A 25959-nucleotide genomic window follows, 5' to 3' on the forward strand; every position below is an offset into this window, starting at 1 on the left:
CTTCGGGTCAGGGTCGTCATGGGCGGCCTTCCTTTCGGGTCGGGGGGTGGTTCGTCGGTTCGGGTCGGTCGGCGCGGGCCCGCGCGTGGCGTTCCAGGGCGTCCCGCCGCTCGGCGGCGTGGTCCACCAGACGCTCGGGGTAGCCGTGGGCGTGGCCGCCCGGCACGGCCCACGGCTCGTGGACGCGCGGGCCGTCGATGTGGGCGAGTTCGGGGATCCACCGGCGCACGTAGTCGCCGTCCGGGTCGTGCGTGAGCCCCTGCCGGACGGGGTTGAACACCCGGAAGTAGGGGGCGGCGTCGGTGCCGGTGCCGGCGGTCCACTGCCAGCCGTGGGCGTTCGAGGCCGGGTCGCCGTCGATCAGGTGCCGCAGGAACCAGCGCGCGCCGGCGGGCCACCAGGCGTGCAGGTCCTTGGTGAGGAAGCTGGCCGCCACCATGCGCACCCGGTTGTGCATCCATCCGGTCGCGAGCAACTGCCGCATGCCGGCGTCCACGAGGGGATAGCCGGTGCGGCCCTCCTGCCAGGCGACCAGGGCGGCGGGGTCGTCGTCGTAGGCCAGGGACGCGAGCGCGGGACTCAGGTCGGCGTCCAGGCTGCCGGGGTGGTGATGGGTCACGTCGGCGTAGAACTCGCGCCAGGCGAGCTCGGTGAGGAACTTCTCGGCGTCCGGGCCGCCGTCCGCGAGCAGGTCGGCGAGCAGGGTCCGGGGTGCAGCACGCCCAGCGCGAGGTACGGCGACAGGCGGGAGGTGCCGTCCAGGTCGGCCCGGTCCCGGCGCCGCGCGTACCCCGGCAGCCCCTCGTCGAGGAACCCGTGCCAGCGCGCCAGCGCCGCCTCCTCGCCGGCCGGGGGCAGTTCGAGCGCCGCGGCGGCGTCCGCGCGGGCCTCGAGCCGGGCCCAGGCGCCCTCGTCGCCGGACGCCGGCGCCAGCCGCAGGCCCGGCGGCTCCTGGGCCGGGGGCTCGCCCAGGTGCTCGCGCCATCGCCGCGCGAACGGGGTGAAGATCTCGAAGGGTCGCCCCGCAGCCGTCAGCACCGCGCCGGGCGCGACCGCATAGGGGGTCCCGGTCTCGACCCAGTCGACGCCGGCGGCTGCGAGCGCGGCCCGGACGCGGGCGTCGCGGGCCACTCCGGCCGGCTCGGTCTCCCGCGAGACGTGCACCGAGGAGGCGCCCAAGCGGGCGGCGAACGCCACGAGCGCCTCGGCGGGGTCCCCCTCCAGCAGCGTGAGCCGACCCTCGTAGGTCTCCCGCAGCGCCAGGAGCGTGGCCGCCCACCAGGCGCGCGGCGCGGCTCCCCGCGCCTCGTCGCCCGGATCGAGCGCGACGCAGACCGCCACCTCGCCGCCGGACGCGCGGCCGTGGGCTGCGGCCAGCGCGGGCAGGTCAGCGCGACGGAGGTCGCGGCGAAGCCAGAGGACGGCGGTCATGCACGCCACCCTAGACATTGGACAAACCTTGTACAAGAGTGGCCCTCGAGATGGGACGATCCGACCGCGACGGGCGGCGATCGGCCCCCGCGCGACGGGATAGGCTCGGCGCAGGCGCACGATTCGAGGAGGCGAGGGTGTACACGGTCAGCCAGGCCGCCCGCCTCGTCGGCGTCCCCGCTGCCACGCTGCGCGCCTGGGAGCGCCGCTACAGCGTCATCGCCCCGAGCCGCACCGAGGGCGGCTACCGGCTCTACGACCCGGCGCAGATCGAACTGCTGCGGGAGATGGCTGCGCGCGTCGCCGGTGGGATGCGTCCCGCGCTCGCGGCCGCCAGTCTCAGCGCCCTCCCGACGCCGGGTGGGGCCACCTCGGGCACGCCGGATCTGGTCGCGGCCGCCGCCTCGCTCGATCCGGAGGTGCTGGGCCCGACCATCCGGGCCGGCCTCGCGGACGGCGACTTCGAGAAGTCGGTGACGGCGTGGTTGCTCCCCCAACTCGACCTGCTGGGCGAGGCCTGGGCGTCGGGGCGGCTGTCGGTCGCCCACGAACACTTCACCAGCGCGGGCCTCATGGGGGCGCTGGCCTCGGCCTTCGCCGCCGCGGCCCCGCACGAGCGCGGCCCGACGGTCCTGGTGGGCCTGCCGAGCGGCGCGCGGCACGAGCTCGCGCTGCTCGCGTTCGCCGTCTGCCTGCGCCGGCTCGGCGCCGATGTCCTGTACCTGGGGGCCGACGTCCCCCCGGCCGACTGGCGGGCTGCCGTACGCGACCGGCACCCGCTGGCCGCCGTCCTCGCGGTTCACTCGCGCCGGGACGCCCGCGCCGGCACCCTCGTCGCCGACGCCCTGGCCGACCTGCCGGTCTCGGTGTGGGTCGGCGGCGCCGCGCGCGCCGGAGTCAGGGGCGCGACGCCGCTGCCCGACGACATCCCCGAGGCGGCCCGCCGCGTGCACCGGGCGCTGCTCGGGGCGACGCTGTGAGCGCGCGGAGGCGACTCTCTCGCCCGTGAGGGGCGAGGCCGGGTCAGGCGGCAGCGGCCAGCGCCAGCACGGCGACCGCGCCGGTGACGGCGCGAACCAGGTTCCAGCGGCGCCAGGGCCCCTCGAAGGCGTCCCGCGCCGCCCGCAGTTCCACCCCGGACGCCGTGGGCGCGGCGTCCAGGCGTCGGTTCAGGGGGACGTTGGCCGCCACCGTGATGAGGAAGGTCGCCGCCGACGCCGCCGCTCCGAGCACCCCGGCGGCGCCGAGGTCGCCCTCGGCCGCCCGCGCGCCGACGGCGACGAGCGCCAGCGCGGGCGCCAGGAAGAACACCGGGAGGAACCACCGGTTGAGGATCGCGGTGTTGATGAGCCGGAACGCGGTCACGTAGGCGGCGTCGTCGAGCCGCGCGAACGCCAGCACCACCGAGCAGGCGAAGGCGAAGTACAACCCGGCCAGCAGCCCGTTGATCAGAATCGCCCCCACCAGCAGCCACTGCGCGACCATTCCGGCTCCCCTCATCCGACGTCACGACCACGCTAGGACGCCCCGGCGCGACGAACCATGCCCCTGTGAACGGTTCTCTTGCTCATTCGTCCCGGATCTCGCCGCGCCGCATGGGAGAATCGGCCATGACCACCCTCCCGCGGACCGCGGCGGACCGGCTCGCCCGGACGCTGCAGACGCTCCGGATGCGCCGCGTCTTCTCCTGTCGCGCCGAACTGGGCGAGCCGTGGGCGCTGGAGATGCCCGCGCTCCCCGACGCCCTCAGCTTCCACGTCGTGCTGGCGGGGTCGTGCGCGCTCGCCGTCCCGGGCTGCGATCCGGTCGCCCTGGCCGCGGGCGACGTGGCGCTCGTCCCCCACGGCCGCGGCCACACCCTGCGTGCGGGGCGGGCGGACGCGGCACGGGTCGACCTGCTCCCCCAGCGCTACCTCAGCGCCCACCACTCGGTCCTGCGGCACGGCGGCCCCGGCGCGCGCGGCCTGCTGTTCTGCGGCGTGGTCGGGTTCGACGACCAGGCTGCGGCCGAGCTGGTGCGCGGGCTGCCACCGCTGCTGCGGGTCGCCGGGGCGACCGCGGCGGAGTCCGACGCGCTGCACGCGACGGTGCGGCTGATGACCGCGGAGGCGGAGCATCCACGCCTGGGTGGCGACACGATCGCGACGCGGCTCGCGGACGTCCTCGTCGTGCAGGCCATCCGCTCCTGGCTCGAGACCCGGGCCGATCCGCCGCCCGGCTGGCTGAGCGGCATCGCCGACCCGCGGATCGGAGCGTCCCTGGAGGCGCTGGCCGCCGACCCCGGCGCGGACTGGACGCTCGACCGGCTCGCCGCCGCGGCCACCCTCTCGCGCTCGGCGTTCGCCGCCCGGTTCGCGGACCTCCTGGGCGAGGCGCCGGGCGCCTACGTCACGCGCTGGCGGATGCGGCTGGCGTGCGCGCGGCTGCGCGAGGAGGACGTGACCGTCGCCCGGCTGGCCGCCGACCTGGGATACCGCTCCGAGGCGGCCTTCCACCGCGCCTTCACCCGCGTCGTCGGGAGCCCGCCCGGCGCCGTCCGCCGTGCGGCGCGCGAGGACCTCAGCCTTCGGCCGCCCGGCGGTGGTGCTCCCGGGCCAGGTCCAGCCACGACGTGAGGGCGGCGTCGTCCTCGAGCGCCTGCGCCTCCACCCGGATCCATCCCGGGCCCATCGACCGCCCCGCGCCCATCTGCGCCTGCGCCGCGCCCGGTCGGGCCACCAGTTCGTCGTGACGCGCCCCGGCCACCCGCACCAGGAGGCTGCCGTCCCGACCCGCGGCGACCAGCATCCGGCCCTCGACCATGAACGAGCGGCCGCCGAACATCGACACGTCGCGCAGCGTGGGCTCGTCGGCCAGCAGCCCGCGAAGCCGGAACACGAGATCGGCCTGCGCGGCGGGCACGCCCGTCGTCGCGGCACGCGCCGGTTGGGGTGGGGCGCCGGCGTCCGCTCCGCGCGCCGCCGGGTCGGGTGCTTGCATGGCGACCTCCTGGGGGCTCAGCCTGACGCTAACGCACCCCGCCCGCGCCGCCCAGCCCGGACGCCGCCCCGTCGTCCATCAGCCGCGCGAGCGTCCGGGCCGCCTGCCGGGCGAACACCGGGTTGGTCTCCTCGTAGTAGTGCAGCCCCCCGATCGCCATCTCGAAGGCCCAGCCGCGCCCGCGTTCCCAGGCGGCGGCGTCCAGCCCCAGTGCCTCCCGGAACAGCGAGCGTTCCGGCTCCTCGAAGACGGTCCAGGCGGGCGCCAGATCGGACGCCGGATCGCCGATCTGCGGCACGGCGATGTCGATGAGCCCGGCCAGGCGACCGTCCCGGATCACCAGATTCCCCGGAACCGGGTCACCGTGGATCGTCCGGGGTGGGCCCGCGAGCGGCGCCGCCCGCAGCGCCCGCTCCCAGGTCGCGGTGGCCGCGTCCGCGTCGAGCAGGTGGGCGCTGCGCCGGATCGAGGTCCGCACCCAGTCGGTGTCGGCGAGCGGGCGGCTGCCCCGGCCGCCCCGCCCCACCCCGCCCCGCCGGTGGGCAGGGCGTGGAAGGCGCGCAGCACCGCGGCGAGGTCCGCGGCCAGTCGGCCCCGGTCCAGGTCGGCGGAGGCGTCCGGGGTCAGCGCGTCCAGCGACGCCCCCTCGACCCACGTCCAGACCGACCACACCCCGTCGTAGCCGGGGAAGGCCTCCCCGATCGCGACCAGTTGGGAGACCTCCAGCGGAAGGGACGCCGCGAGCCGTCGCGCATGCTCGCCCTCGGCCAGCAGACGGGCGCGGGCGTCGGCGTCCTGGGGCACCAGCGGGACGCGTGCGACAAGGCCATCGCCGATCCGGAAGGGGGCGACCACCGTCCCGGCGGACGCCACCGCGACGACGGGGAGCCCGCGCGCGCCCACGATCTGGTCGGCGACCGCGGCTCGGACCGCCTCGATCTCGATCTCGATCTGACCCGGGTGCATCCGCATCGTGCCATCCTCCCCGCGCAGGGGCGCTACACCACGAACGACACGACGAGTACCCCGGAGGACAACGCCAGCATGCCGAGACAGTTCAACCAGAAGGACGATCGCAGGAAGCGGGCGCGGACGTGCGCGGCGGCCGCGCAGCAGAAGTAGGCCACCACCCCCACGTTGGCGGCGAGCCCCACGCCCGGGAGCCACAGCCCCGCGAGCAGTCCCCCGGCGCCGAGCAGTTTGGCGACCAGCAGCACCCACCACCAACGCTCCGGGAACCCCACCCCGTCGAGGCAGGCGCGCACGAAAGCCGGCGGGCGCACACCCAGCAGGGCGTCGATCACCAGGACCCCGGCGAGCACGACACAGGGCCACCAGGGATCGGGCGTGAGTGTCATGGCGCTCCTGGGCGGGAGGGGCGGGCGCTGGTCCGCCGAGAGTACCGGCGGGGACCCCTCCGCGGGTAGACCCGTTAGGTGGGGACGCCCCCTGCCGCCGATCCACCCCTGGAGGTACCCGTGCGATCACGCCTGACCGTCGCCGCACTGGCCGGCGCGCTGATCGTCAGCCTGGCTCCGCCCGCGGCGGCGGAGCCCGCTCCACCGCCGACCGTGGAGGGGGTGCCCGCGCTCGCGCGAACCTGGATCGGGAACTCCTCCGACCAGGAGACCCGCATCCCCGCCCGGCTCACGGTGCACGGGGTGCGCCGCCTCGAGTCGGCCTCCGTCATCTACTTCTCGATGGGCCTGCCCCGGTCGGGTGAGGCCGCGGAGCGCACGCTCTTCAGCAGCTACGGCACCGGGTTCTTCAACGTGCTCATCCAGGAGCCCGGGGCCGGCAGCGTCCAGTGCAGCGCGGCCGCCCTGGACGTCGCCGGCGGCCTCGCCTACACGGCCCTGCGCCGCGCGGGGGCAGCCGCTGCTTCGGCACCGACATCGGCGACTTCGGCACCAACGCCACGACCGGACCGCACGCGGCCATCGTCGCGTACGCGGTGATCGCGCCGATCCCGAAGGAGCTGACCACCGTCGACCTCTACGTCGGCAGCCAGCTGCTGCACGCGGTGCCCGTGGAGGACGGCCCCCTGGAGCCGCTCGCGACGGCGTCCGGGCCGATCGTGGTCGGCACGGGCTGGCCGAAGGTCGATCTCGGCGACCTGTCCCAGGCGGTCGCGCCCGCTGAGGCCGTCCGGCCGCTCCGCACCATGGTGACGGACCTCGACACGCAGGTCTCCGAGTCGCAGGAGTCCCTCGAGATCGACGCGTCGGTCCTGTTCGCCGTGGACAAGTACGACCTCACGCCGGCCGCGAACCAGGTCATCGCGGACGCCGCGGAGACGATCCGGGCGAAGGCGCCGTCCGGCACGCTCATCGTCGAGGGGCACACCGACTCCACCGCCGACGACGCCTACAACCTCAAGCTGTCGCAGAACCGGGCGGCGTCGGTGACAGCGGCCCTGAAGGCGCTGCTCCCCGACCACACCATCGAGGCGGTGGGCAAGGGCGAGGCCGAGCCGATCGCGACGAACGCCACCGCCGAGGGCCGGGCGCTCAACCGCCGGGTCACCATCAAGCTGCCCGAGTGAGAAGGGAGGGCACCATGCTGATTCGATCTCTGCGCGTCCTCGGGGCGACCCTGGCCGGGACCATCCTGCTGTCGGGGTGCACCGGCGGCGGGCAGCAGCCGCCGCCCAGCGGTGGGCCCCCCAGCGCGGCGCCCACCGCCGCCACGCCGCCCGCGACGCCGACGCTCGTGGATCGGTCGGACGAGGTGCTGGCCCAGCCGCCCACGCTGACCGCCGTCGCCACGACGCAGGCCAAGCCCACGTCGTCCTTCCGCGGCTCGACCTTCACGATCTACGGCCTCAGCCGCAGCGACACCGCGACCATCCTGACCTACACGGTCACCGGCGGTACGGAGCACGCCAGCCCGAGCGACGCGCTGCCGCGCGCCTGGGAGAAGGCGCCGCGGCTCGAGACGCCGACCCACTCCTATCGGGTGGTGACCTTCCAGCAGGAGAGCGGGGAGTGGGCCGCGGTGGCGAACCCGATCTACCGGATCGAGCCCGGGAAGGAATCGGGCCCCCTGACCGTGCTGTATCCGCCGCTGCCCGCCGGCACCGGGACCGTCACCCTGCGGGGGCTCTGGTTCGAAGACGTCAGCGTCCCGGTGACCGACCTGGGCTGACCGGCGCCCCGCCCTCCTCGAGCCGGGCGATGACCCGCAGCACCGTCAGCCAACTGCGGGTGGTCATCGCCGTCCCGAAGCGGCGCTCGAGCCACGCCAGGTAGCGCCGGGCGTTGCCGGGCTCGCTGTTGTCGGCGACCGACAGGATCGCCGCCGCGCCCCCGTCGTGCCCGAGGACGTGCACGTCCTTGTCGGGCTGGTCGTCCAGCACGGCCGGGTCGGCCACCGGGTCGCGCAGGAACGTCACCGTCAGGTAGGTCTCCGGGCTGTGGGTGAGCCCCTCGAACGGGTCGGACGCCGCCAGCCCCCGCAGTTGCGGCAGCGAGCGCACCAGCGCCCGGCTCCTCAGGCCGAGGTCGGCGGTGAGCGCCCCCTCGATGCGGCGCTCCAGCGCGGACCGCGCCTCGGGGGCGTCCCCGCCCGGAGCCGTGAAGGTGATGTTGCCCGAGGAGATCACCGAGCCCACCTCGGTGAAGCCCAGCCGCTCGACGACGCCGCGCAGGTGCGCGTTGGACATGTTGCGTCCGCTCGGGGCGATGCCCCGCAGCAGCGCCACGGTTCGCACCGGCGCGCCCTCAGGCGGGCTGCCGCAGGATCTTGTCCATCGCGCGCCCCCGGGCCAACTCGTCGACGAGCTTGTCCATCCAGCGGATCTGCTGCATCAGGGGATCCTCGATCTCCTCGACGCGGTGGCCACAGATCACGCCGGTGATCAGCGCGGCGTGCGGGTTGAGCGCCGGGGCGTCCGCGAAGAACGTCTCCAGGTCGCGCTCGTCCGCGATGGCCTCGGCGATCCCCTCCGGGTCGTACCCGGTCAGCCAGCCGATGACCTCGTCGACCTCGCCGCGGGTGCGGCCCTTCTTCTCGGCCTTGGTCACGTACAGCGGGTGGATGCTGGCGAAGCTGGTGCCGAAGATGCGGTGTCCGGCCATGATGGTTCCTCCTCCGGGCCACGCGGCCCTGCCTGCGGACGGCCGTCGTGCGGCCCGTCCCATGGATACCAGGCGCCGCCGACGATCGTCACGGTTCAGCGGTTCCCCAGCCTGGCCAGGATCAGCGCGTCGATCAAGAGCGGATCCAGCGCCTTCTCGCGGGCCACGAACGCGGCCCCCTGGAGGCACGCATCCTGCTTCCCCGACGTCCCGACGACCTGGGTCGTGGCCGCGACGAGCGGGTGCAACCGCGCCACGGCCGCCTCGCGGATGACGTCGACGAACAGCGGCTGCTCCCCCGCCAGCCGGCCGCCGACCACGACCAGGCGCGGGTTCAAGGTGGCCACCGCACCCGCGATCACCCGCCCCAGGCGCCCTCCGACCCGGCTCACGGCCGCGACCACCTCGGGAACCCCTTCGTGCAGCGAGCGCGCGATCTGGTCGGCCCACTCGCGCTCGTCGGTGGTGTAGCCGAGTTCGCGCCCGATCGCGGCCAGACTCGCGGTGACCTCGGCGCAGCCGACCTCCCCACACCGGCAACGCACGTCGCTGTCGGGGTCGGGCACGTGGGCGAGATCGCCGGCCATCCCGGCCGCGCCCCGCACGACCTGCCCGCCGGCGACGATGCCGCATGCCAGACCGATGTCGACGTTGACCACGATGAGGTCGCGCGCCTGTGGCCAGCTCGACTTCCACTCGCCCAGGGCCATCAGGTTGGCGTCCTTGTCGACGACCACGGGCGCGGCGGCGCTGATCCCCAGCGCCGGCAGGAACGCCGCGATCTCCTGCCCCACGATGAGGTCGGCCCACTGCCCCTCCAGCGGTCCCGTCCCCGTGGAGGGCGGCCGCGCCATCCGGCCGCCCAACTCGACCGGGCTGGGCAGCCCGACGCCGACGCCCAGCACGCTGCCGGGGTCCACGCCCCGGCGGGCGATCAGCGCGCGCAACTGGGTACCGATCGAGCCGAGCAGGACCCCGGGGCCGGCGTCCATGTCGAGATCGAGGCCCTCGGTGGCGAGCAGGTGGCCCCCGAGGTCGGCGATGCCGATCCGGGAGCGCCGCGAGCCCAGTTCGACGCACACCAGGTGGCCGCCCGAGGGGTTGAAGGCGACCCGGCGCGGCGGCCGGCCGCCGCCCGTGGTGGGCGCGACGTCCTCGACCAGGAAGCCCGTGGCCAGCAGTTCCGACAGTCGGGCCTCCAGGGTGGCGCGCGCCAGCCCGGTCCGTTCGATCAGGTCCTTGCGGGTGCCCCCGCCGCGCTCCATGATCACGCCCAGCAGGGCACCGGGGCCCATCTCCGTGCGGAACGGGGCGCGCTGTCGCGCCGCACCCGCCCTGCTCACTCGCTGGATCCCCCGGGGGGGTCGGCTCACCGCCACCACGCCACTCCTTGGTTTCGATCCCTTTTCGGAAACGAGGCTAGCGCAGCCTTCATTTCCGTCCTAGAGTGAACATAAGTGGGACGCAGTGGTCCCAGAAAGGAGTGGAGCGATGCCCTCCGACCAGGCGCGGAACCCCCTGGCACCCCTCCTGCCACCCGCCGCGATCAGGCTGCACGCCCACGCGGACGACTGGCGCGACGCCATCAGGCAGGCCGGAGACCTTCTGGTCGCCTCCGGGGCCTCGACAACGGCATACACCGACCAGATGATCCAGGCGGTGGAGAGGTACGGCCCGTACATCGTCATCGCCCCCGGCTTCGCCCTGGCCCACGCACGCGCCTCCGAGGCCGTGCTGCGGACCGGCATGTCGTGGGTGTCGCTGGACGAGCCTGTTCGGTTCGGTCACGACAAGAACGACCCTGTCAAGATCGTCCTTGGCCTGGCCAGCCACGGGCACGAGGAGCATCTGGCCGCCCTGCAGCTGGTGGCCGCGCTGGCCACCGACCCCACGCGCATGGACGCGCTGGAGGCTGCGACCACCCCCGAAGAGTTGCTGAAACTGATGAATCAAGGAGAAGACAAGTGAAGATCATCGCCGTGTGCGGCATGGGCATCGGAACGTCCATCCTGCTCAAGATGAACGCCGATAAGGCCCTCGAACAGTTGGGGATCGACGGAGACGTCGAGGCCACCGACATCGGGACGGCCAAGGGGGCGGCCACCACCGCCGATCTGGTGCTCACCAGCGCGGAACTCGCCGAGGAACTCGAAGGCCTCAGCACCCCGGTCCGCGTCATCAACAACTTCATGGACGTCGACGAGATCGCCCAGCAGATCTCGGACGCGACCACGACCTAGCCACCGACAGGACGCGTCATGCCCGTTCTCGATTTCATCGTCAACCAGATCCTGTCCGTGCCGGCCTACCTGGTCGGCCTCATCACCGCCATCGGCCTCGCGGCCATGGGCAAGAAGTCCGGTCAGGTGATCGGTGGTGGCCTCAAGGCCACGCTGGGCTTCCTCCTGCTCGGAGCCGGCGCCAACGTCGTCGTCGCGTCGCTGGAGCCGCTGGGGAACCTGATCCTGGCCGCCACCGGCGCCCAGGGCGTCGTGCCCACCAACGAGGCCATCGTCTCGATCGCCGCCGAGCAGTTCGGCGCCCAGGTCGCCTGGGTCATGATCGCGGGCTTCCTGATCAGCCTCGTCATCGCGCGGTTCACGCCGCTGAAGTACGTCTTCCTCACCGGCCATCACATGTTCTTCATGGCCACCATGCTGACCGTGGTCCTCTCGGTCGCCAACCTCAACGCCTGGGTCCTGGTCGCGGTCGGCGCCATCCTGCTCGGCACGGTCATGACCGTCATGCCGGCGTTCGCGCAGCCCTTCACCAAGGACGTCACCGGCAACGACAAGCTCGCCGTCGGCCACTTCGGGACGTTGGGCTACATCGCCGCGGGCGCCATCGGCTCGGTCGTCGGGCGCAACTCCAAGTCCACCGAGGATCTGAAGGTCCCCGACCAGCTCCGCTTCCTGCGTGACTCGATGGTCTCCACGGCCCTGTCGATGGTGCTCTTCTACATCATCTTCTGCGCGTGGGCGTGGGCGAGGGTGGGCAACGAGGCCGCCTTCAAGCTGCTCGAGGCCACCGACGGCGGCGACTTCATCATGAAGGGGCTGGCCCAGGGCCTGCAGTTCGGCATCGGCGTCTCGATCATCCTCTACGGCGTCCGCACGATCCTCGCCGAGCTGGTCCCGGCGTTCGAGGGCATTTCGCGCAAGGTCGTCCCCGGCGCGGTCCCCGCCCTGGACTGCCCCATCGTGTTCCCGTTCGCCCCCAACGCGGTGCTGATCGGCTTCATCTCCAGCTTCGTGGGCGGCCTGGTGTCGTTCTTCCTGCTGGCGACGATCTTCGGTCCGGCGTTCGGCCTGGCGCTGATCCTGCCCGGCATGGTGCCGCACTTCTTCACCGGCGGCGCCGCGGGCGTCTTCGGCAACGCCACCGGCGGACGCCGCGGCGCGGTCATCGGCGCGTTCACCAACGGCGTGCTGATCTCCTTCCTGCCGGCGTTCCTGCTGACGGTGCTGGGCAGCCTCGGCTTCGCCAACACCACCTTCGGCGACGCGGACTTCGGCTGGTACGGCATCCTCGTCGGCAACATGATCAAGCTGGGCCCGATCGGCGGCGTCATCGGCGTCCTGATCCTGGCGGCCGCCCTGCTCGTGGGCGCCAGCTTCTACCAGAAGCGCTTGGTCAACACCGGCTGGAACCCCGGCCTGAAGCACCAGCAGTGGCTCAGGGACGAGGCAGAGGCCGCCAAGGCCGCCGCCGACGCCGCGAAGTCCGCTTCCTGACCGCACCACCACGGGTGCCGGGACGTCGTCGTCCCGGCACCCGGCCTTTTCATCCCCTCACCTCGAAACGGAGCCCCCGATGGCCACGGCCGAACACGACATCATCCGCTACGCCCGCGTCCTGCCGCCGGACATCGTGCAGGCGAAGGGGAACGGGCACGCGGGCACCGCCGCCAGCCTCGCCCCGCTCATGACCCTGCTGTTCGGCACCCACCTGCGCGACGACCCGGCCGACGCGGCCTGGGCCGGGCGTGACCGGTTCGTGCTGTCGGCAGGCCACGCCGCCCTGGTGCTGTACGTGCAGCTGTACCTGTCGGGTTACGGGCTCACCCTGGACGATCTGCGCCGGACGCGCCGCCTGGGGTCGCTGACGCCGGGCCACCCCGAGCGCGGTGTCACGAACGGGGTCGAGACCAGCACCGGGCCGCTGGGCCAGGGCATCGGCAACGCCGTCGGGCTGGCGATGGACCAGCGCCGGCAGCAGCAGCTGTTCGATCCGGACGGCGGGCCGTCCAGCCCGTTCGCGCACCGGGTGTGGTGCGTCGCCGGCGACGGCGACCTGATGGAGGGCATCAGCCACGAGGCGGCGTCGCTGGCCGGGCACCTGGGACTGGGCAACCTGGTGATCCTCTGGGACGACAACGGCATCACCATCGAGGGCGGCACCGACATCACCTGGACCGAGGACGTCGCCGCGCGGTTCGCCGCGTACGGCTTCCGCGTCCTCGAGGTCGCCGACGGCGAGGACCTCGCGGCGCTCGACGCCACGCTGACGTCCGCCGCGGCGGCCGACCCCCTCGGGCCGCCCACCTTCGTCCGCGTCCGGACGCGGATCGGCCATCCGCTCCCCCACGTCGGCGGCACCGCGCGAGCCCACGCGGGCGCGCCCGGCGAGGACGAGATCCGCGCGGCCAAGCAGATCCTGGGGCTCGACCCCGACGAGCAGTTCGCCATGCCGGCCGACCTGCTGGAGCGGGTCCGCGCCGGACGGGCCGAGCGCGGCGCCGCCCGGCACCGGGCGTGGGAGCGGGACCTGGCGGCGTGGCGCGCGGACGCCCCCGCCGAGCGCGTCGCGCTCCTGGACCGCCTCGCCGCCGGCGCGCTGCCCGAGGGCCTGTGGGATGACCTCCCGGTTTTCGAGGAGCCGAGCCTGCCGATCCGCTCCGCGACCGCCGGCTACCTGGCCGCGCTCGCCGCCCGGCTCCCCGAACTGTGGGGCGGCTCGGCCGACCTGGCCGACACCGCCGGCGGGCGGCTCACGGCGTCCGACAACTTCCTGCGCCCCGCCGACGCGTCCGGACGCCCCGGATCGCCGGGCGGCCAGCAGGTGCACTACGGCGTCCGCGAGCACGCCATGGCGGCCATCAGCAACGGCATCGCGCTGGGCGGCCTGTCCCGGCCGTTCGCCAACGGCTACCTCGTCTTCGCCGACTACCTGCGCCCGTCGCTGCGGCTGGCGGCCCTGATGGGGCTGCCGGTGCTGTACTCCCTGACGCACGACTCCATCGCGGTGGGCGAGGACGGCCCCACGCACCAGCCCGTCGAACACGTCTCGTCGCTGCGCCTGATCCCGGGGGTCGACGTCGTGCGCCCCGCGGATGCCGACGAGGTGCTGGGCGCCCTGCGGCGCATCCTGGAGCGCCCCGAGGGTCCCGCCGTCGTCGTCTCGAGCCGGCAGGCCGTCCCCCGGTTGGGGCTCGGGGACGCCGCGGTCGCCGGCGCGCAGCGCGGCGGCTACGTCGTCCGCGCCGAGGAGCACCCCGACGTGGTGCTGCTCGCGACCGGCTCGGAGGTGTCGCTCGCCCTCGCGGCGGCCGACCTGCTCGCCGCGTCCGGACGCCGCGTCCAGGTGTCGTCGCTGCCGTGCTGGGAGTGGTTCGAGCAGCAGCCGGACGCCTACCGCGAGCCCGTCGTCCGGCCCGACGTCCCCGCCCGCGTCGCCGTCGAGGCCGGGTCGGGCGCCCTGTGGTGGAAGTACGTAGGGCCGCTGGGCGCCGTGGTGTCGGTGGAGGACTTCGGGCACTCCGGCGACGGGGCCGAACTGCTGCGCCGCGCCGGCCTGACCCCGGAGAACGTCGCCGCCGTCGCGACGCAGACCTGGGAGCGCACCACCCCGGCGTGACGCAGCCGGCGCTGCGGGGACCTTCCCTGCGGCGTCCGGGCGCCGAACCGCGCCATGGGCCTTGTCGGGGCGAGCGGCTAGGGTGGTCGGAACAGCGTGGCACCTGGACCGACGACCTCGACAGCGAAGGCATCATGATCGAGCTGACCGGCGTGACCAAGACGTACCCCGACGGCACCGTCGCGGTCGACCACTTCGACGCGCAGTTCCCGCCGCACGAGACCACCGTCCTGCTCGGGTCCTCGGGCAGCGGCAAGACCACCATCCTGCGCATGATCAACCGCATGGTGGACGCCACCTCGGGCACCATCACCATCGACGGGGAGAACATCGCCGACCGGGATCCGGTGCTGCTGCGCCGCAGCATCGGCTACGTCATGCAGAACGGCGGGCTGCTGCCGCACCGCTCGGTGCTGGACAACATCGCCACCGTGCCGCTGCTCAACGGCGAGCCCAAGCAACAGGCCTACGCCCGCGCGCGGGAGCTGATGGGGCTGGTCGGCCTCGACGACAAGCTGGCCAGGCGCTACCCCGGCCAACTCTCGGGCGGCCAGCAGCAGCGGGTGGGCGTCGCGCGCGGCCTCGCGGCCGACCCGAACGTCCTGCTCATGGACGAGCCGTTCGGTGCGGTGGATCCGCTGGTGCGGGCCGACCTGCAGGACGAACTGCTCCGGATCCAGCAGACGCTGGCCAAGACCATCGTCTTCGTCACCCACGACGTGGACGAGGCGCTGCGCCTGGGCGACCAGATCATCCTGCTCGAAGAGGGCGGCCACGTCGCCCAGCGCGGGACGGGGCCCGAGCTGCTCGGCGCGCCCGCGAGCCCGTTCGTGGCCGACTTCATGGGCCTGGACCGCGGCAGCCGCGACCTGTTCGACAAGGACGGCGTCCTGGTCGACGGCTTCGGCCGCGCGGCCGGCGTCCTGGCGGGGGATGCGCCCGCGTGACGTGGCTGCTGGAGAACCTGGGCGCGGTGGCCGGCTACCTCGCCAGCCACCTCACGCTCGCGCTGCCCCCGATCGCGCTGAGCTTCCTGCTCGCCGTGCCGCTGGGCTGGCTGGCGAACCGGTTCCGCTGGCTGCGCACCCCGCTGCTGACCGGCGCCGGGCTCACGTACGCGATCCCGTCGCTGCCGCTGTTCATCGTCCTGCCGATCATCATCGGCACCCAGACGCGCGACCCGGCCAACATCATCGTGGCCCTCACCATCTACGGGCTGGCGCTGATGCTGCCGCTGACCGCCGACGGGCTGCGGCAGGTCAACCCGCTCGCCCTGGACGCCGCCAAGGCGATGGGCTATCCGCCGCTGCGCCGCTTCCTCACCGTGGAACTGCCCCTGGCCGGGCCGACGCTGCTGGCCGGCGTCCGCGTGGTGGCGGTGAGCACCGTCTCCCTGGTGACCGTCGGCGCGGTGCTGGGCATCCCCAGCCTCGGGTCGCTGTTCACCGACGGCTTCCAGCGCGGCATCCTCGCCGAGATCGTGACCGGGATCATCCTCACCGTCGTCCTGGCGCTCCTGCTGGACGGCCTCCTGGTGCTGCTGGGCCGCGTCCTGATGCCGTGGACGCGCAAGCGTCCCGTCCGGACGCAGGCGCAGGACGCCGTGGCGGAGGTGGCCGCGTGAACTACCTCCTGGACGCCATCGCCTGGATCAACGACCCCACGCACTGGCCGGGGGCCAACGGCATCGGCGTGCGGCTCGGCGAGCACCTGGCGTACTCGGTCCTCGGCGTGCTCGTGGCCTGCGTCATCGCCATCCCGGCCGGCTGGTGGGTCGGCCACACGGGCAGGCTGCGCGGGTTGGCCGTGGGCATCTCCGGGGGCGCCCGCGCGCTGCCGACCCTCGGTCTGGTCACCCTGCTGGGCATCCTGTTCGGCATCGGCCTGGTCGGGCCGATGGTCGCCTTCATCGTGCTGGCGCTGCCCTCGGTGCTGGCCGGCGCGTACTCCGGGGTGGAGTCCGCCGACAAGCAGGCCGTGGACGGCGCCCGGGCGTCCGGCATGACCGAGATGCAGGTGCTGCTCCGCGTCGAGGTGCCACTCGGCCTGCCGCTGCTGATCGGCGGCATCCGCTCGGCGTTCCTGCAGGTGATCGCGACCGCGACGCTGGCCGCCTACGTCGGCGCCGGCGGCCTGGGCCGCTTCCTGTTCCTCGGCCTCAAGACGCAGGACTACGCCCAGATGCTGGCGGCGTCCCTGCTCGTCGTCGCCCTGGCGCTCGTGTGCGACATCGCGTTCGCCACCGCGCAGCGCCTCGCCTCCCCCACCCGCTTCCGCTGACCACCTGCACCGAACGAAAGGACTCAGCCATGTCTCTCTCCCGTCGTCGTCTCACCCAACTGGCCGCCGTCGGAGGGCTCGGCGTGCTCGCCGGCTGCGCCTCCGGCGACCCGCTCGGCACCGCCCAGCCCACCACCGGCCCGGCCACGACCGCCGCCGGCGGGGGCGGCGGCTCGCTCACCGTCGGGTCGCAGCAGTACTACTCGAACGAGATCATCGCCGAGCTCTACGCGCAGGTGCTGGAGAAGGCGGGCTTCAGCGTGAGCCGGCAGTACCAGATCGGCCAGCGCGAGATCTACCTGCCCGAGCTGGAGTCCGGCAAGATCGACGTGATCCCCGAGTACAGCGGCAACCTCATGCAGTACTACGACAAGGCGGCCACCGCGACCGACCCGGCCGAGATCACCGCCACCCTGGCCAAGGTGCTGCCCGCGGGCCTGCGGGCGCTCAAGCCCGCCGAGGCGTCCGACCAGGACTCCTACACCGTCACGCAGGCCTTCGCGCAGCAGCACGGACTGAGCAGCATCGGCGACCTGACCAAGGCCCCGCAGCCGCTTAAGATCGCCGCCAACAGCGAGTTCGCGACCCGCCCGTACGGCCCCGAGGGCGTCCAGAAGGCCTACGGGGTCACCCTCGAACTCGTGCCCGTGGAGGACTCGGGCGGCCCGCTCACGCTGCGCGCGCTCACCGACGGCACGGTGCAGATCGCCGACCTGTACACCGCGGATCCGTCGATCGTGAAGAACAACCTGGTCACGCTGCAGGATCCCGAGCACCTGATCCTGCCGCAGAACGTGACCCCGGTGGTGTCCAGCAAGGTGGACGACAAGGCCGCGGCCGCGATCGACGCCGTCGACGCCAAGCTGACCGCGACCGATCTGCAGCAGCTCAACGCCAAGAGCGTCGACGAGCAGGCGAAGTCCGCCGACATCGCGTCGGCCTGGCTCAAGGAGAAGGGCCTGCTCTAGCCGGGACCGGCACGTCGGCGGCGGCGTTGCGGGCCCGTAACACGGCCACTGGCACAATGGGCGCGTGGTGAACGACCTGAACGCGCGCGCCGTGCCGTCCCCGCTGCCGGCCCTCGACCGGATCCGGCTGGGGGTGGGCACGCTGCTGGGCGACGCCGCCGCGCTGGCGTCCCGTGCCCTCGGGAAGGGGTCCGGCGCCTCGATCCGCGGCCAGATCCTGACGCGGGCCTACCCGGGCGCGTTCGGCGCCCTGGTCAAGAGACGCCGGATCGCGGCCGTCACCGGGACGAACGGCAAGACGACCACGAGCCACCTCCTGGCCGCCGCCCTGCGTGCCGGCCTGGGGTCGGAGGCCGGCCGCCTGGTGACCAACGCCGACGGCGCCAACCTCCACTACGGCATCGCCTCGGCGCTGGCCAAGGCGCCGCGCGCCGACCTCGCCGTCCTGGAGACAGATGAGCGCGTGGTGAAGGATCTGCTGGCCCAGGGCCGGCCCGAGGTGCTCGTCATGCTCAACTTCAGCCGCGACCAGCTCGACCGCAACCACGAGATCAAGTTCCTGGCCCGCTCGTGGCGCGAGGCGCTGGCCGCCGCCGGGCCCGACGGCCCCGTCGTGGTGGCCAACTCCGACGATCCGCTGATCGTCTGGTCGGCGCAGACCGCGCACCGGGTCATCTGGATCGACACGGCGTCCACGTGGACCGCCGACGCCGCGCTGTGCCCGGAGTGCGGCGGGCTCCTGCAGCGCACCAACCCGTCCGAGGGCTCCCCCACCGGCGCGTGGGACTGCCCCGCCTGCCCCCTGTCCGAGCCGGCCGCCGACTACGTGGTCCGCGGCACCGACGTGCAACTGCCCGACGGGACGATCGTCGCGACCCGGCTGAACGTGCCGGGCGCCTTCAACGTCGCCAACGCGGCGTGCGCGCTGGCCGCGGCGGTGCAGTTGGGCGTCGCGGTGCCCGACGCCCTGGCCGGCTTCTCCACGGTCCGCTCGCCGGCGGGGCGCTTCGCGGTCGCGACCATCGGGGAGTCGCTGGTGCGGCTCGTGCTGAGCAAGAATCCGGCCGGCTGGGCGGAATCGCTGCCCCTGCTGAAGACCGACCCGGTCATCCTCGCCATCGACTCCGTGGCCGCCGACGGCAAGGACGTCTCCTGGCTGTGGGACGTCGACTTCGAGCAGCTGGGCGACCGGCACGTCATCTGCACCGGCCCCCGCGCCTACGACCTGGCGGTCCGCCTCGAGTACGGCGACGTCGACCACGAGGTCATCCTCGACGTGGCCGACGCGGTGCGCGCGGTCCGCGGCACCCCCGACCCGGTGGACGTGATCGCCACCTACACCCCGTTCCAGAAGTTACTGAAGATGGCAGGGCTGCGATGACCGTGAAGATCGTGCTGGTGTACCAGTCGCTGCTGGGGATTTACGGCGACCAGGGCAACTCGAAGGTGCTGGCCAAGCGGCTGCAGTGGCGCGGCATCGACGCCGAGGTGATCCAGGTGGAGCCCGGCGACGAGCTGCCGCGCGACGGCGCGGTGTACCTGCTGGGCGGCGGCGAGGACAACGCCCAGACCGCCGCCGTGCGCGAGCTGCGCCGGGGCGGGGAGCTGTTCGACGCCCTGGGCGAGGGCGCGGTGCTGTTCGCCGTGTGCGCCGGCTACCAGATCTGCGGCACCACGTTCACGATCGGGGAGAACGACGAGGTCCGCGAGGGCCTGGGCCTGCTCGACGTCGAGACCCGACGCGGCCCGACCCGCGCGGTCGGCGAGATCCTGACCGAGTGGACCAGGCCAGACGGCACCACCACCCTGCTGACCGGCTTCGAGAACCACGGCGGCTACACCACGCTCGGCCCGGACGCCTCCCCGCTGGCCCGCGTGCAGGTCGGCGTCGGCAACGACGGACGCGGCTTCGAGGGCGCCGTGCAGGGTCGGGTCGTGGCCACGTACCCGCACGGCCCCGTCCTGGCCCGGAACCCCGAGCTCGCCGATCACCTCCTGGAGCTGGCGCTGGGGCGTCCCCTCGAGCCGCTCGCCCGGGGCGAGAAGGAGATCGCGGGGCTGCGCCGGGAGCGACTGGAGTTCGTGCGGCGCTGATGCCCGCCCGATTCGCCTTTCGGGCAGGCATGCACTAAAGTTCTTTCTCGCGCGCACCGCTAGCTCAACTGGCAGAGCAGCTGACTCTTAATCAGCGGGTTCAGGGTTCGAGTCCCTGGCGGTGTACCACGTGAAGGCCCGGACGCAGCAGCGTCCGGGCCTTTCGCATGCCCCGGTACTCCACCCGCCAGGCCTCCGGACACCGGCCCCCTCGCGGCCGACCGGACGCGGCAGGGCCCGGAGGATCGCTCCCCCGGGCCCTGCTCGCGCGCGCGGCGTCCTACTTGACGCCGCCCGCGGTCAGACCCGCGACGATCCGGCGCTGGAAGAACAGCACCAGCAGGATCAGCGGGATGGTGAGGATCACGCCGGCGGCCATGATCGTGCCCCACGGCGTGTCGAAGCCGTACTGGCCGGTGAACTTGCTCAGCGCCACCACCGCCGTGTACATGTCGGCACGCGTGCCGAACGTGAGGGCGATCATGAACTCGTTCCACACCGCGATGAAGGTGATGATCGCCGTGGTGAAGACGCCCGGCGCCGCCAGCGGCAGGATGACCTTCACGAAGGCCTGGCCCGGCGTGCAGCCGTCCACCATCGCGGCCTGCTCGAGCTCGACCGGCAACTGCCGGAAGAACGCGGTCAGGTTCCACACGCACAGCGGCAGCCCGAAGCTGAGCGACGGGATGATGAGCGCCTGGTAGGTGTTCATCCAGTTGAACGGGAACCACGGGTAGGTCGCCGTGAACAGCTTGAACAGCGGGATCAGCAGCGTGATGCCGGGGAACATCGAGCAGGCGATGATGATCGACAGCACGACGCCCTTGAACCGGAAGCGGAGCCGGGCCAGCGCGTAGGCGGCCAGGATGCCGAACAACAGCGTCAGCAGCGTCACCGAGGTCGACACGATGATCGAGTTGATGATGGCCGGCGCGAAGTTGTTGGCCGGATCCCAGACGGCGACGTAGTTCTCGATCGAGGGCGGGTTCGGGATGAAGTCGGTGCTGCGACCCATGGACGGCAGGCGCAGCGAGCTGACGAGCATCCAGTAGAACGGCAGCAGGCAGTACAGGATGATGACCGCCATGCCGATCAGTCCCAGCACGAGGAACAGCAGGTCCTTGCCCGAGCGCTTGCGGCTGGCGAGTTCCTTGATCTCGGCCTGCGAGGTGCGGGCCTGGGTGTCGGTGCTCATGATGACGAATCTCCGCTCGTGATCGTGCTCCGCATCGGAGCGGGGAGCTCGCGGCCCTCGGCCTTGGCGCGCTTGCGGGCCAGCTTCTGGCGCTTGCGCTGCTCGGCGAACGCCTTGGTCTCGGGATCGCCCACCACGTCGGCGCCCAGCAGCTTCACGAACAGGAACGCGACCAGGACGATGTAGAGGAACAGCACGATCGAGTAGGCGGCCGCCTGGCCGTACCTCAGCGCGTTGTTCTCGAAGTAGGCGAACATCGACAGCGTCTCGACGGAGTACTTGCCCTGTCCCGCCAGCGCGAACGGCAGATCGAACATCCGCATGGTGTCGAGGGTGCGGAACAGCACCGCCACCACCAGGGCGGGCTGGACGAGTGGGAGCGTGATGCGCGTGAACTGCTGCCAGGCGGACGCCCCGTCGACGCGGGCCGCCTCGTAGACCTCGTCGGGGATGGTCTGCAGGCCGGCGAGCGTGAGCAGGCCGATGAACGGGGCCGTCTTCCACACGTCGGCGACGATGACCGCCCATTGGCTGTAGGCGTTGTCGGCCAGCCACAGGATGTTCTGGCCGAGCAGCTTGTTGGCGACGCCGTTGGCGTCGAAGATCAGCGCCCACATCTTGGCCGACACGACCGTGGGGATGGCCCACGGCACCAGGATCGCGGCCCGGACGAGGCCGCGGCCCTTGAAGGCCTTGCTCATGATGACCGCCATCGCGACGCCGATGACCGTCTCTGCGGTGACGCACACCACGGTGAAGAACGTCGTGTTGAGGAAGGCGTTGATCAGGCGGTCCATGCTCCCGAACACGCCGATGACCGTCTGGGGGTTGGTGAAGATGTCGGTGAAGTTGGCCAGGCCGACGAACTGCTCGCCGCTCTGCACGATGCCGGTGGTGGGGTCGACGCCCGAGTTGGTGCGGAACACCGACTCGCGGAGCGAGAACAGGATCGGGAACCCGACGACCAGGGCGATGACGAGCATCGTCGGGGAGATCAGCAGTCCGGCCAGGGCGCCCTGGCCGTCGCTCATGAGGTTCTTCTTGGCTTTCGTGGCCGGCCTCTTCGCCGGCCCAGCCACGGTGGTGGGTGCTGTCATGTGGGAGTTCCTTCTCCTGGGAACCGGGAGGCCCGGCGTGACGTCACGCCACGCCGGGCCACCGGTTCCGTGTTGGACAGGAGAACTACTTGACCAGTTCGGTGAGCTTGGTCTGCAGTTCTTCGAAGGCGGTCTGCGGCGCCTTCTGGCCCTGGAGGGCGGAGTAGCTCGCGTCCTGGATCGCCAGCGTCACGTCGCCGTACTTGACGGCCTTCGGGCGCGGCTTGGCGGTCGAGATCGAGTCACCCAGGTCCTTCAGGTACGGGAACTTGGCCTGCAGCGCGGCGTCGGAGTAGATGGACTCCACGGTCGGGGCGAGCGAGGAGGTCTCGAGGCGGCGCTTCTGGTTGGCCTCGGTGTTCATCCACTTGATGAACTCCATCGCGGTGCCCTTGTTCTCGGCGAACTTGGAGACGGCCATGTTGTGACCACCCAGCGTCGAGACGCCCGGGCCGTCCTTGCCGGGCAGCGGAGCAACGGCGAACTTGCCGGCGACCGACGACGAGCCGTCCGTCTTCGAGGCGAGCTGGTACACGTAGGGCCAGTTGCGCAGGAACAGGATCTTGCCGTCCTGGAAGGCCTGGCGCGACTCCTCCTCCTTGAAGGTGATCGCGTCCTGCGGGATCATCCCGGACTTGAAGCCGTCCACCAGCCACTGGACGCCCGCGACGGCTTCGGAGGTGTTGACGTTGGGCTTGCCGTCCGCGGTCAGGAACTCGCCACCGGCGGAGTTCACGGCCTCGGCGATGTTGCAGGTCAGGCCCTCGTACTTCTGGAACTGGCCGGCGTAGCACGACATGCCGGACTGGCCCGGGAGGACCGCGTCGCAGGCGGACTTCATCTCGGCCCACGTCTTGGGGGCCGACAGACCCTTCGCGTCCAGGAGGTCCTTGCGGTAGTAGAGCAGCGCGCCGTCGGAGGTCGACGGGTAGCCGTACACCTTGTTGAAGTAGGTCACCGAGTCCACGGCGCTCTTGAGCAGGCCCGTAGTCGGGAACTTGTCGGCGGGCAGTTCCTCCACCCACTGGTTGGCGGCGAACTCGGCCGTCCACACCACGTCCATGCTGATGACCGAGAACTCGCCGGACTTCGCGCTCGCGCGCTTGACCATGTCGGCTCGCTGCTGGTCGGCGCTGTCGCTCAGCTCGATCAGGGTGACCTTCTGGTCGGGGTTGGCCGCGTTCCACTCGTCGATCTCGGCCTTGAGGTTGCCCGAGGTGTCCTTGCCCTGGGCGTAGTTGATCGGGCCCTTCTTGGTCCAGTCAGCAGTGGTGGTCGTGCCGCCCCCGCCGCCACCGCCCGTGCCCGGCGCCGCCGGCGTCGAGGAACACGCCGCGGTCGCGAGCACCGCGGCGACGGAGAGCGACGCCACGAGCGCACGCTTCATGGTTGTGGTGTTCATCAAACCTCACTCCTATGTGACGGCTCGCAAGTAGGCACTGCGGGCCTTGTTCGTGAACAACAAGGTAGACTCACGCGCCCTTATCGGGGAAGCCCCCCCGCACCATCGTTATCAATCTTTGACTTCGTGGTGATAGCCATCACAGAGCCATCATAAAACCCCTAGTGAAAGGGATTTTGACGCGATTCTTCGGTTTGGTTGACCTCTGAATCTGTGTTTTTGTGTGGAGTCATGCACGGACGCGCCAGAAGGTGACCCCCGTCGTCGGGGGCCAGTAGCCCTCACCGGAGGCTCGGCGCGGCGGGGTTGCAGGCGGTTGCCGCACCCCGCGGGGAGGTCAGCCGCGCGCGATGGACCGGATCACGACGAGGAAGGCGATGCCGCCGACGACCGCGGCCGCCAGCGCCGCCAGACGCGGCGCCTTGGGGCTCCCGTCGAGGTTCACGAACTGCGCCTTGACGCCCTCGGCCTCGTCGCGGACGAACTGTTTGGCGTCCTGCACGGTGCGCGCGGCGATCGCCTTGGGGTGGGCTTGAGTGATGAGGCCCTCGATGTTTCCCGCGAGGCGCGACCGGGCGGCCGCCATCTCGGCTTCGATTCGCGCGGTATTGCTCGTGCCGTTTGCCACCGGTGCTCCCTCTCCCACAGGCTCGTTGCCTCGCCCCCACTATGCCAGAAGCTAGGCTGAGGCCATGGCCAAACTCCAGGTGGGCGATCCCGCCCCGACGTTCACCCTGCCCGACGCCGACGGCAAGCCGGTCTCCCTGTCGGACTTCGCCGGCCGCCGCGTCATCGTCTACTTCTACCCCGCGGCCATGACGCCCGGGTGCACCACCCAGGCGATCGACTTCACCGCGAACGCCGACGAGTTCGAGCACGCGGGCTTCGACGTCCTGGGCATCTCCCCGGACGCGCCCGCCAAGCTCGCGACGTTCCGCTCCAAGGAGCACCTCGACGTGATCCTGCTCTCGGACGAGGACAAGTCCGTGATGGACGCCTACGGCGCGTACGGCAGGAAGATGCTCTACGGCAAGGAGATCGAGGGCGTGATCCGCTCCACCTTCGTCGTCGACGTGGACGCCGAGGGCGCGGGCACGATCTCGGTCGCCCAGTACAACGTGAAGGCGACCGGCCACGTCACCCGGCTGCGGCGCGACCTCGGCGTCTGACGCCCGGCCGCCCCACCGCAGGCCCCGAACCACGAAGCCCCGTCCCGCGCGATGCGGGACGGGGCTTCGGTGCTGTTCGGCTACTGGTAGGACTTCAGCAGGTCCAACACGCGCTGGGCGCCGTCGGCGGGCGTGGCCCGATCGAACAGGACGTCGGTGCCGACCAGCTGCAGGTCGGCGCCCCAGGTCGAGGCCTTCGACGGCGTGACTTGCGGCGGGGGCACCAACTCGGGCGCCACGGCGTCGGAGTAGTCCAGTGCCACCTTGGCCTGCGCGTCCACGAAGGGCGCGATCTCGGTGCGCACCGAGGCCAGCGAGGGGACGCCGCGCTCGGACGTCAGCAGCTTGGTCGCCGCCGGGTCCGTCATCAGGAAGTTGATGAGCTTGGCCGCCTGCTCCTGCTTGGTGCTCTGGGAAGAGATCGACCAGTACATGGACGCCTTGCTCACGATGTGCGGCTCGCCCGCCTTCGTGGCCGGGATGCGCAGGAGCGCGAGTTCGCTGCCGCTGGCGGTGCTGAACGCCGTGATCTGGGTGTTCCACATGCCCGACATCGCCATCTTGTTGGTGGCGAGCAGCGTGGCGTCCAGCGGGCCGGACAGGCTCTCGATCTGGACGCTGGCCGGCGGGGCCGCCTTGGTCGTGATGAGGTCCTTGCCGTACTCGAACCAGCTCTGGACCGTCTCCTTGCTGAGCGGCTTCTGCCCCTCGGCCGGGAACACCTCTTCACCGCGCTGCCGGGCCCAGTACCCCAGGTCGATGGTGCTCGTGCCGGCGCCGCCGTTGCCCCACGCGTCGGGGCCGAGCTTCTCGGTCAGCTGCGTGCCGAGCTTCTGGTAGTCGTCCCACGTCCACGTCTTGTCGTCCGGGATCGGGATGCCGGCCTTCTCCATCAAGGGCACGTTGACCGCGATGGCCAGGTTGGTGATGCCGATCGGCACCCCGTAGGTCTTGCCCTTCACCTTGCCGGTGTCGAGGATGGCGGCGTCCATGTCCTTCATCGGGAGCCGATCGGCCATCGCGTCAAGGTCGGCCAGAGACCCGCGCGAGCCGTAGGCGGCGATGTAGGACTCGTCCATCTGGATGACGTCGGGCGCGTCCTTGGCCGCGGTCGTCGTCGCCAGCTTGTCCCAGTAGCCGTTCCACTGGCTGTTCTCCAGGATGACCTTGATGTCGGGGTTCGCCGCCTGGAAGGCGTCGATCGCCTGCTGGGTGATGCGGGTGCGGACGTCGTTGCCCCACGTGGAGATGCGCAGGGTGACGGGCCCGGTCTGCTGGGTGGGGGCGCCGCCCGAACAGGCGGTGGCGAGCAGCATGGCCGCGGCGGTGGCCGCGGCGGCGGCGGCCCGGCGCCAGCGTCCGGGGGATCGGGTCGGAGAGTGGTGGGTCATGGGACCTCGCCTTCGAGG

General features: G+C 72.1%; 30 protein-coding genes, 1 tRNA gene and 1 pseudogene. 17 read left to right on the forward strand and 15 right to left on the reverse strand.

Going from position 1 to position 25959, the window contains the following annotated elements; translation table 11 throughout:
- Positions 1 to 16 precede the first annotated feature (16 nt).
- Both G7070_RS18205 and G7070_RS18210 read right to left on the reverse strand, forming a co-directional pair.
- Entirely contained in the window at positions 17 to 619 is a 603-nt protein-coding gene (locus tag G7070_RS18205) for an FAD-binding domain-containing protein (RefSeq protein WP_246227221.1), read from the reverse strand.
- A complete protein-coding gene (locus G7070_RS18210) occupies positions 616 to 1431 on the reverse strand; it encodes a deoxyribodipyrimidine photo-lyase (RefSeq protein ID WP_246227223.1) in 816 nt (271 codons plus the stop codon). The genes G7070_RS18205 and G7070_RS18210 overlap by 4 nt, the downstream gene beginning before the upstream one ends.
- A gap of 137 nt (positions 1432 to 1568) precedes the next feature.
- On the opposite strand from G7070_RS18210, the gene G7070_RS01885 reads away from it, so the two are divergent.
- Entirely contained in the window at positions 1569 to 2411 is an 843-nt protein-coding gene (locus G7070_RS01885) for a MerR family transcriptional regulator (RefSeq protein WP_166231504.1), read from the forward strand.
- A gap of 43 nt (positions 2412 to 2454) precedes the next feature.
- Here the strand turns inward: G7070_RS01885 and G7070_RS01890 are convergent, their stop codons facing one another.
- The gene (locus G7070_RS01890) at positions 2455 to 2931 is read right to left on the reverse strand and encodes an anthrone oxygenase family protein (RefSeq protein ID WP_206079893.1); all 477 of its coding nucleotides are present in this window, start codon (positions 2929 to 2931) and stop codon (positions 2455 to 2457) included.
- 110 nt (positions 2932 to 3041) lie between these two features.
- Here G7070_RS01890 and G7070_RS01895 point away from each other — a divergent pair, with 110 nt between their 5' ends.
- A complete protein-coding gene (locus G7070_RS01895; RefSeq protein ID WP_166231507.1) occupies positions 3042 to 4046 on the forward strand; it encodes an AraC family transcriptional regulator in 1005 nt (334 codons plus the stop codon).
- Here G7070_RS01895 and G7070_RS01900 read toward each other — a convergent pair.
- Genes G7070_RS01900 through G7070_RS01915 form a run of 4 tightly spaced genes read right to left on the reverse strand, consistent with a single transcriptional unit; the run spans position 3991 to position 5768 of the window.
- Positions 3991 to 4410, reverse strand: coding sequence for a TfoX/Sxy family protein (locus G7070_RS01900; protein ID WP_166231510.1), 420 nt, complete (start codon positions 4408 to 4410; stop codon positions 3991 to 3993). The genes G7070_RS01895 and G7070_RS01900 overlap by 56 nt on opposite strands.
- 28 nt (positions 4411 to 4438) lie before the next feature.
- Positions 4439 to 4858 carry a phosphotransferase gene (locus tag G7070_RS19130; protein ID WP_250646002.1) on the reverse strand — a complete coding sequence of 140 codons (420 nt, stop codon included), beginning with the start codon at positions 4856 to 4858 and terminating at the stop codon, positions 4439 to 4441.
- The gene (locus G7070_RS19135) at positions 4747 to 5382 is read right to left on the reverse strand and encodes a phosphotransferase (RefSeq protein ID WP_166231513.1); all 636 of its coding nucleotides are present in this window, start codon (positions 5380 to 5382) and stop codon (positions 4747 to 4749) included. The genes G7070_RS19130 and G7070_RS19135 overlap by 112 nt, the downstream gene beginning before the upstream one ends.
- A 26-nt stretch (positions 5383 to 5408) precedes the next feature.
- Positions 5409 to 5768, reverse strand: a complete 360-nt coding sequence (locus G7070_RS01915; protein WP_166231517.1) for a DoxX family protein — start codon at positions 5766 to 5768, stop codon at positions 5409 to 5411.
- Positions 5769 to 5888: 120 nt separating this feature from the next.
- Here G7070_RS01915 and G7070_RS01920 point away from each other — a divergent pair, with 120 nt between their 5' ends.
- Genes G7070_RS01920 through G7070_RS01930 form a run of 3 tightly spaced genes read left to right on the forward strand, consistent with a single transcriptional unit; the run spans position 5889 to position 7557 of the window.
- On the forward strand, positions 5889 to 6368 hold the full coding sequence (locus G7070_RS01920; RefSeq protein ID WP_166231520.1) for a hypothetical protein: 480 nt from the start codon (positions 5889 to 5891) through the stop codon (positions 6366 to 6368).
- Entirely contained in the window at positions 6365 to 6955 is a 591-nt protein-coding gene (locus G7070_RS01925; RefSeq protein ID WP_166231523.1) for an OmpA family protein, read from the forward strand. Before G7070_RS01920 ends, G7070_RS01925 begins: the two co-directional genes overlap by 4 nt.
- Before the next feature lie 14 nt (positions 6956 to 6969).
- On the forward strand, positions 6970 to 7557 hold the full coding sequence (locus G7070_RS01930; RefSeq protein WP_166231526.1) for a hypothetical protein: 588 nt from the start codon (positions 6970 to 6972) through the stop codon (positions 7555 to 7557).
- Here G7070_RS01930 and G7070_RS01935 read toward each other — a convergent pair.
- The 3 genes from G7070_RS01935 to G7070_RS01945 form a co-directional block, all read right to left on the reverse strand.
- Positions 7529 to 8122, reverse strand: coding sequence for a DUF1697 domain-containing protein (locus tag G7070_RS01935; protein ID WP_206079894.1), 594 nt, complete (start codon positions 8120 to 8122; stop codon positions 7529 to 7531). The two genes, G7070_RS01930 and G7070_RS01935, sit on opposite strands and share 29 nt — an antisense overlap.
- 10 nt (positions 8123 to 8132) lie before the next feature.
- Positions 8133 to 8489, reverse strand: coding sequence for a DUF2200 domain-containing protein (locus tag G7070_RS01940; protein WP_166231529.1), 357 nt, complete (start codon positions 8487 to 8489; stop codon positions 8133 to 8135).
- Between the two features lie 95 nt (positions 8490 to 8584).
- Positions 8585 to 9832, reverse strand: a complete 1248-nt coding sequence (locus tag G7070_RS01945; RefSeq protein WP_166231532.1) for an ROK family protein — start codon at positions 9830 to 9832, stop codon at positions 8585 to 8587.
- A gap of 148 nt (positions 9833 to 9980) precedes the next feature.
- Between G7070_RS01945 and G7070_RS01950 the strand changes: the two genes are divergently transcribed.
- The 11 genes and pseudogenes from G7070_RS01950 to G7070_RS02000 all read left to right on the forward strand — a co-directional run bounded on the left by G7070_RS01950 (position 9981) and on the right by G7070_RS02000 (position 19816).
- Positions 9981 to 10457 (forward strand): PTS sugar transporter subunit IIA, encoded by a 477-nt coding sequence (locus G7070_RS01950; RefSeq protein ID WP_166231535.1) that lies wholly within the window; start codon positions 9981 to 9983, stop codon positions 10455 to 10457.
- Positions 10454 to 10729, forward strand: a complete 276-nt coding sequence (locus G7070_RS01955; RefSeq protein ID WP_166231538.1) for a PTS sugar transporter subunit IIB — start codon at positions 10454 to 10456, stop codon at positions 10727 to 10729. Before G7070_RS01950 ends, G7070_RS01955 begins: the two co-directional genes overlap by 4 nt.
- An 18-nt stretch (positions 10730 to 10747) precedes the next feature.
- Positions 10748 to 12142 (forward strand): annotated as a pseudogene (locus G7070_RS01960) (PTS ascorbate transporter subunit IIC); the annotation flags it as partial.
- A gap of 160 nt (positions 12143 to 12302) precedes the next feature.
- A complete protein-coding gene (locus tag G7070_RS01965; protein ID WP_166231544.1) occupies positions 12303 to 14345 on the forward strand; it encodes a transketolase family protein in 2043 nt (680 codons plus the stop codon).
- Positions 14346 to 14479: 134 nt separating this feature from the next.
- Positions 14480 to 15292, forward strand: coding sequence for an ABC transporter ATP-binding protein (locus G7070_RS01970; RefSeq protein ID WP_166231547.1), 813 nt, complete (start codon positions 14480 to 14482; stop codon positions 15290 to 15292).
- Positions 15289 to 15969 carry an ABC transporter permease gene (locus G7070_RS01975; protein ID WP_166231550.1) on the forward strand — a complete coding sequence of 227 codons (681 nt, stop codon included), beginning with the start codon at positions 15289 to 15291 and terminating at the stop codon, positions 15967 to 15969. Before G7070_RS01970 ends, G7070_RS01975 begins: the two co-directional genes overlap by 4 nt.
- On the forward strand, positions 15966 to 16625 hold the full coding sequence (locus tag G7070_RS01980) for an ABC transporter permease (protein ID WP_166231553.1): 660 nt from the start codon (positions 15966 to 15968) through the stop codon (positions 16623 to 16625). The genes G7070_RS01975 and G7070_RS01980 overlap by 4 nt, the downstream gene beginning before the upstream one ends.
- A 29-nt stretch (positions 16626 to 16654) precedes the next feature.
- Positions 16655 to 17593 carry an ABC transporter substrate-binding protein gene (locus G7070_RS01985; RefSeq protein WP_166231556.1) on the forward strand — a complete coding sequence of 313 codons (939 nt, stop codon included), beginning with the start codon at positions 16655 to 16657 and terminating at the stop codon, positions 17591 to 17593.
- A gap of 217 nt (positions 17594 to 17810) precedes the next feature.
- Complete coding sequence (locus tag G7070_RS01990; RefSeq protein WP_206080063.1) at positions 17811 to 18974, forward strand: Mur ligase family protein; 1164 nt, start codon at positions 17811 to 17813, stop codon at positions 18972 to 18974.
- Positions 18971 to 19687: a type 1 glutamine amidotransferase gene (locus G7070_RS01995; RefSeq protein ID WP_166231559.1), complete on the forward strand. Its 717-nt coding sequence runs from the start codon at positions 18971 to 18973 to the stop codon at positions 19685 to 19687. Before G7070_RS01990 ends, G7070_RS01995 begins: the two co-directional genes overlap by 4 nt.
- A gap of 53 nt (positions 19688 to 19740) precedes the next feature.
- A tRNA-Lys gene (locus tag G7070_RS02000) sits at positions 19741 to 19816 on the forward strand.
- A gap of 151 nt (positions 19817 to 19967) precedes the next feature.
- On the opposite strand, the gene G7070_RS02005 is transcribed toward G7070_RS02000, so the two are convergent.
- The 4 genes from G7070_RS02005 to G7070_RS02020 all read right to left on the reverse strand — a co-directional run bounded on the left by G7070_RS02005 (position 19968) and on the right by G7070_RS02020 (position 24009).
- Positions 19968 to 20774, reverse strand: a complete 807-nt coding sequence (locus tag G7070_RS02005; protein WP_246228153.1) for a carbohydrate ABC transporter permease — start codon at positions 20772 to 20774, stop codon at positions 19968 to 19970.
- Between the two features lie 104 nt (positions 20775 to 20878).
- Positions 20879 to 21979 (reverse strand): carbohydrate ABC transporter permease, encoded by a 1101-nt coding sequence (locus G7070_RS02010; protein WP_246227225.1) that lies wholly within the window; start codon positions 21977 to 21979, stop codon positions 20879 to 20881.
- Between the two features lie 85 nt (positions 21980 to 22064).
- On the reverse strand, positions 22065 to 23381 hold the full coding sequence (locus G7070_RS02015) for an ABC transporter substrate-binding protein (RefSeq protein ID WP_246227227.1): 1317 nt from the start codon (positions 23379 to 23381) through the stop codon (positions 22065 to 22067).
- Between the two features lie 337 nt (positions 23382 to 23718).
- The gene (locus G7070_RS02020) at positions 23719 to 24009 is read right to left on the reverse strand and encodes a DUF3618 domain-containing protein (RefSeq protein ID WP_166231565.1); all 291 of its coding nucleotides are present in this window, start codon (positions 24007 to 24009) and stop codon (positions 23719 to 23721) included.
- 64 nt (positions 24010 to 24073) lie between these two features.
- Between G7070_RS02020 and bcp the strand changes: the two genes are divergently transcribed.
- The gene (bcp, locus tag G7070_RS02025) at positions 24074 to 24550 is read left to right on the forward strand and encodes a thioredoxin-dependent thiol peroxidase (RefSeq protein WP_166231568.1); all 477 of its coding nucleotides are present in this window, start codon (positions 24074 to 24076) and stop codon (positions 24548 to 24550) included.
- A gap of 80 nt (positions 24551 to 24630) precedes the next feature.
- Here bcp and G7070_RS02030 read toward each other — a convergent pair whose 3' ends face one another.
- On the reverse strand, positions 24631 to 25941 hold the full coding sequence (locus G7070_RS02030; RefSeq protein ID WP_166231571.1) for an ABC transporter substrate-binding protein: 1311 nt from the start codon (positions 25939 to 25941) through the stop codon (positions 24631 to 24633).
- Positions 25942 to 25959: the final 18 nt, after the last annotated feature.

It is taken from the genome of Propioniciclava coleopterorum, assembly GCF_011393335.1.
In the GTDB taxonomy this organism is placed as follows: domain Bacteria; phylum Actinomycetota; class Actinomycetes; order Propionibacteriales; family Propionibacteriaceae; genus Propioniciclava; species Propioniciclava coleopterorum.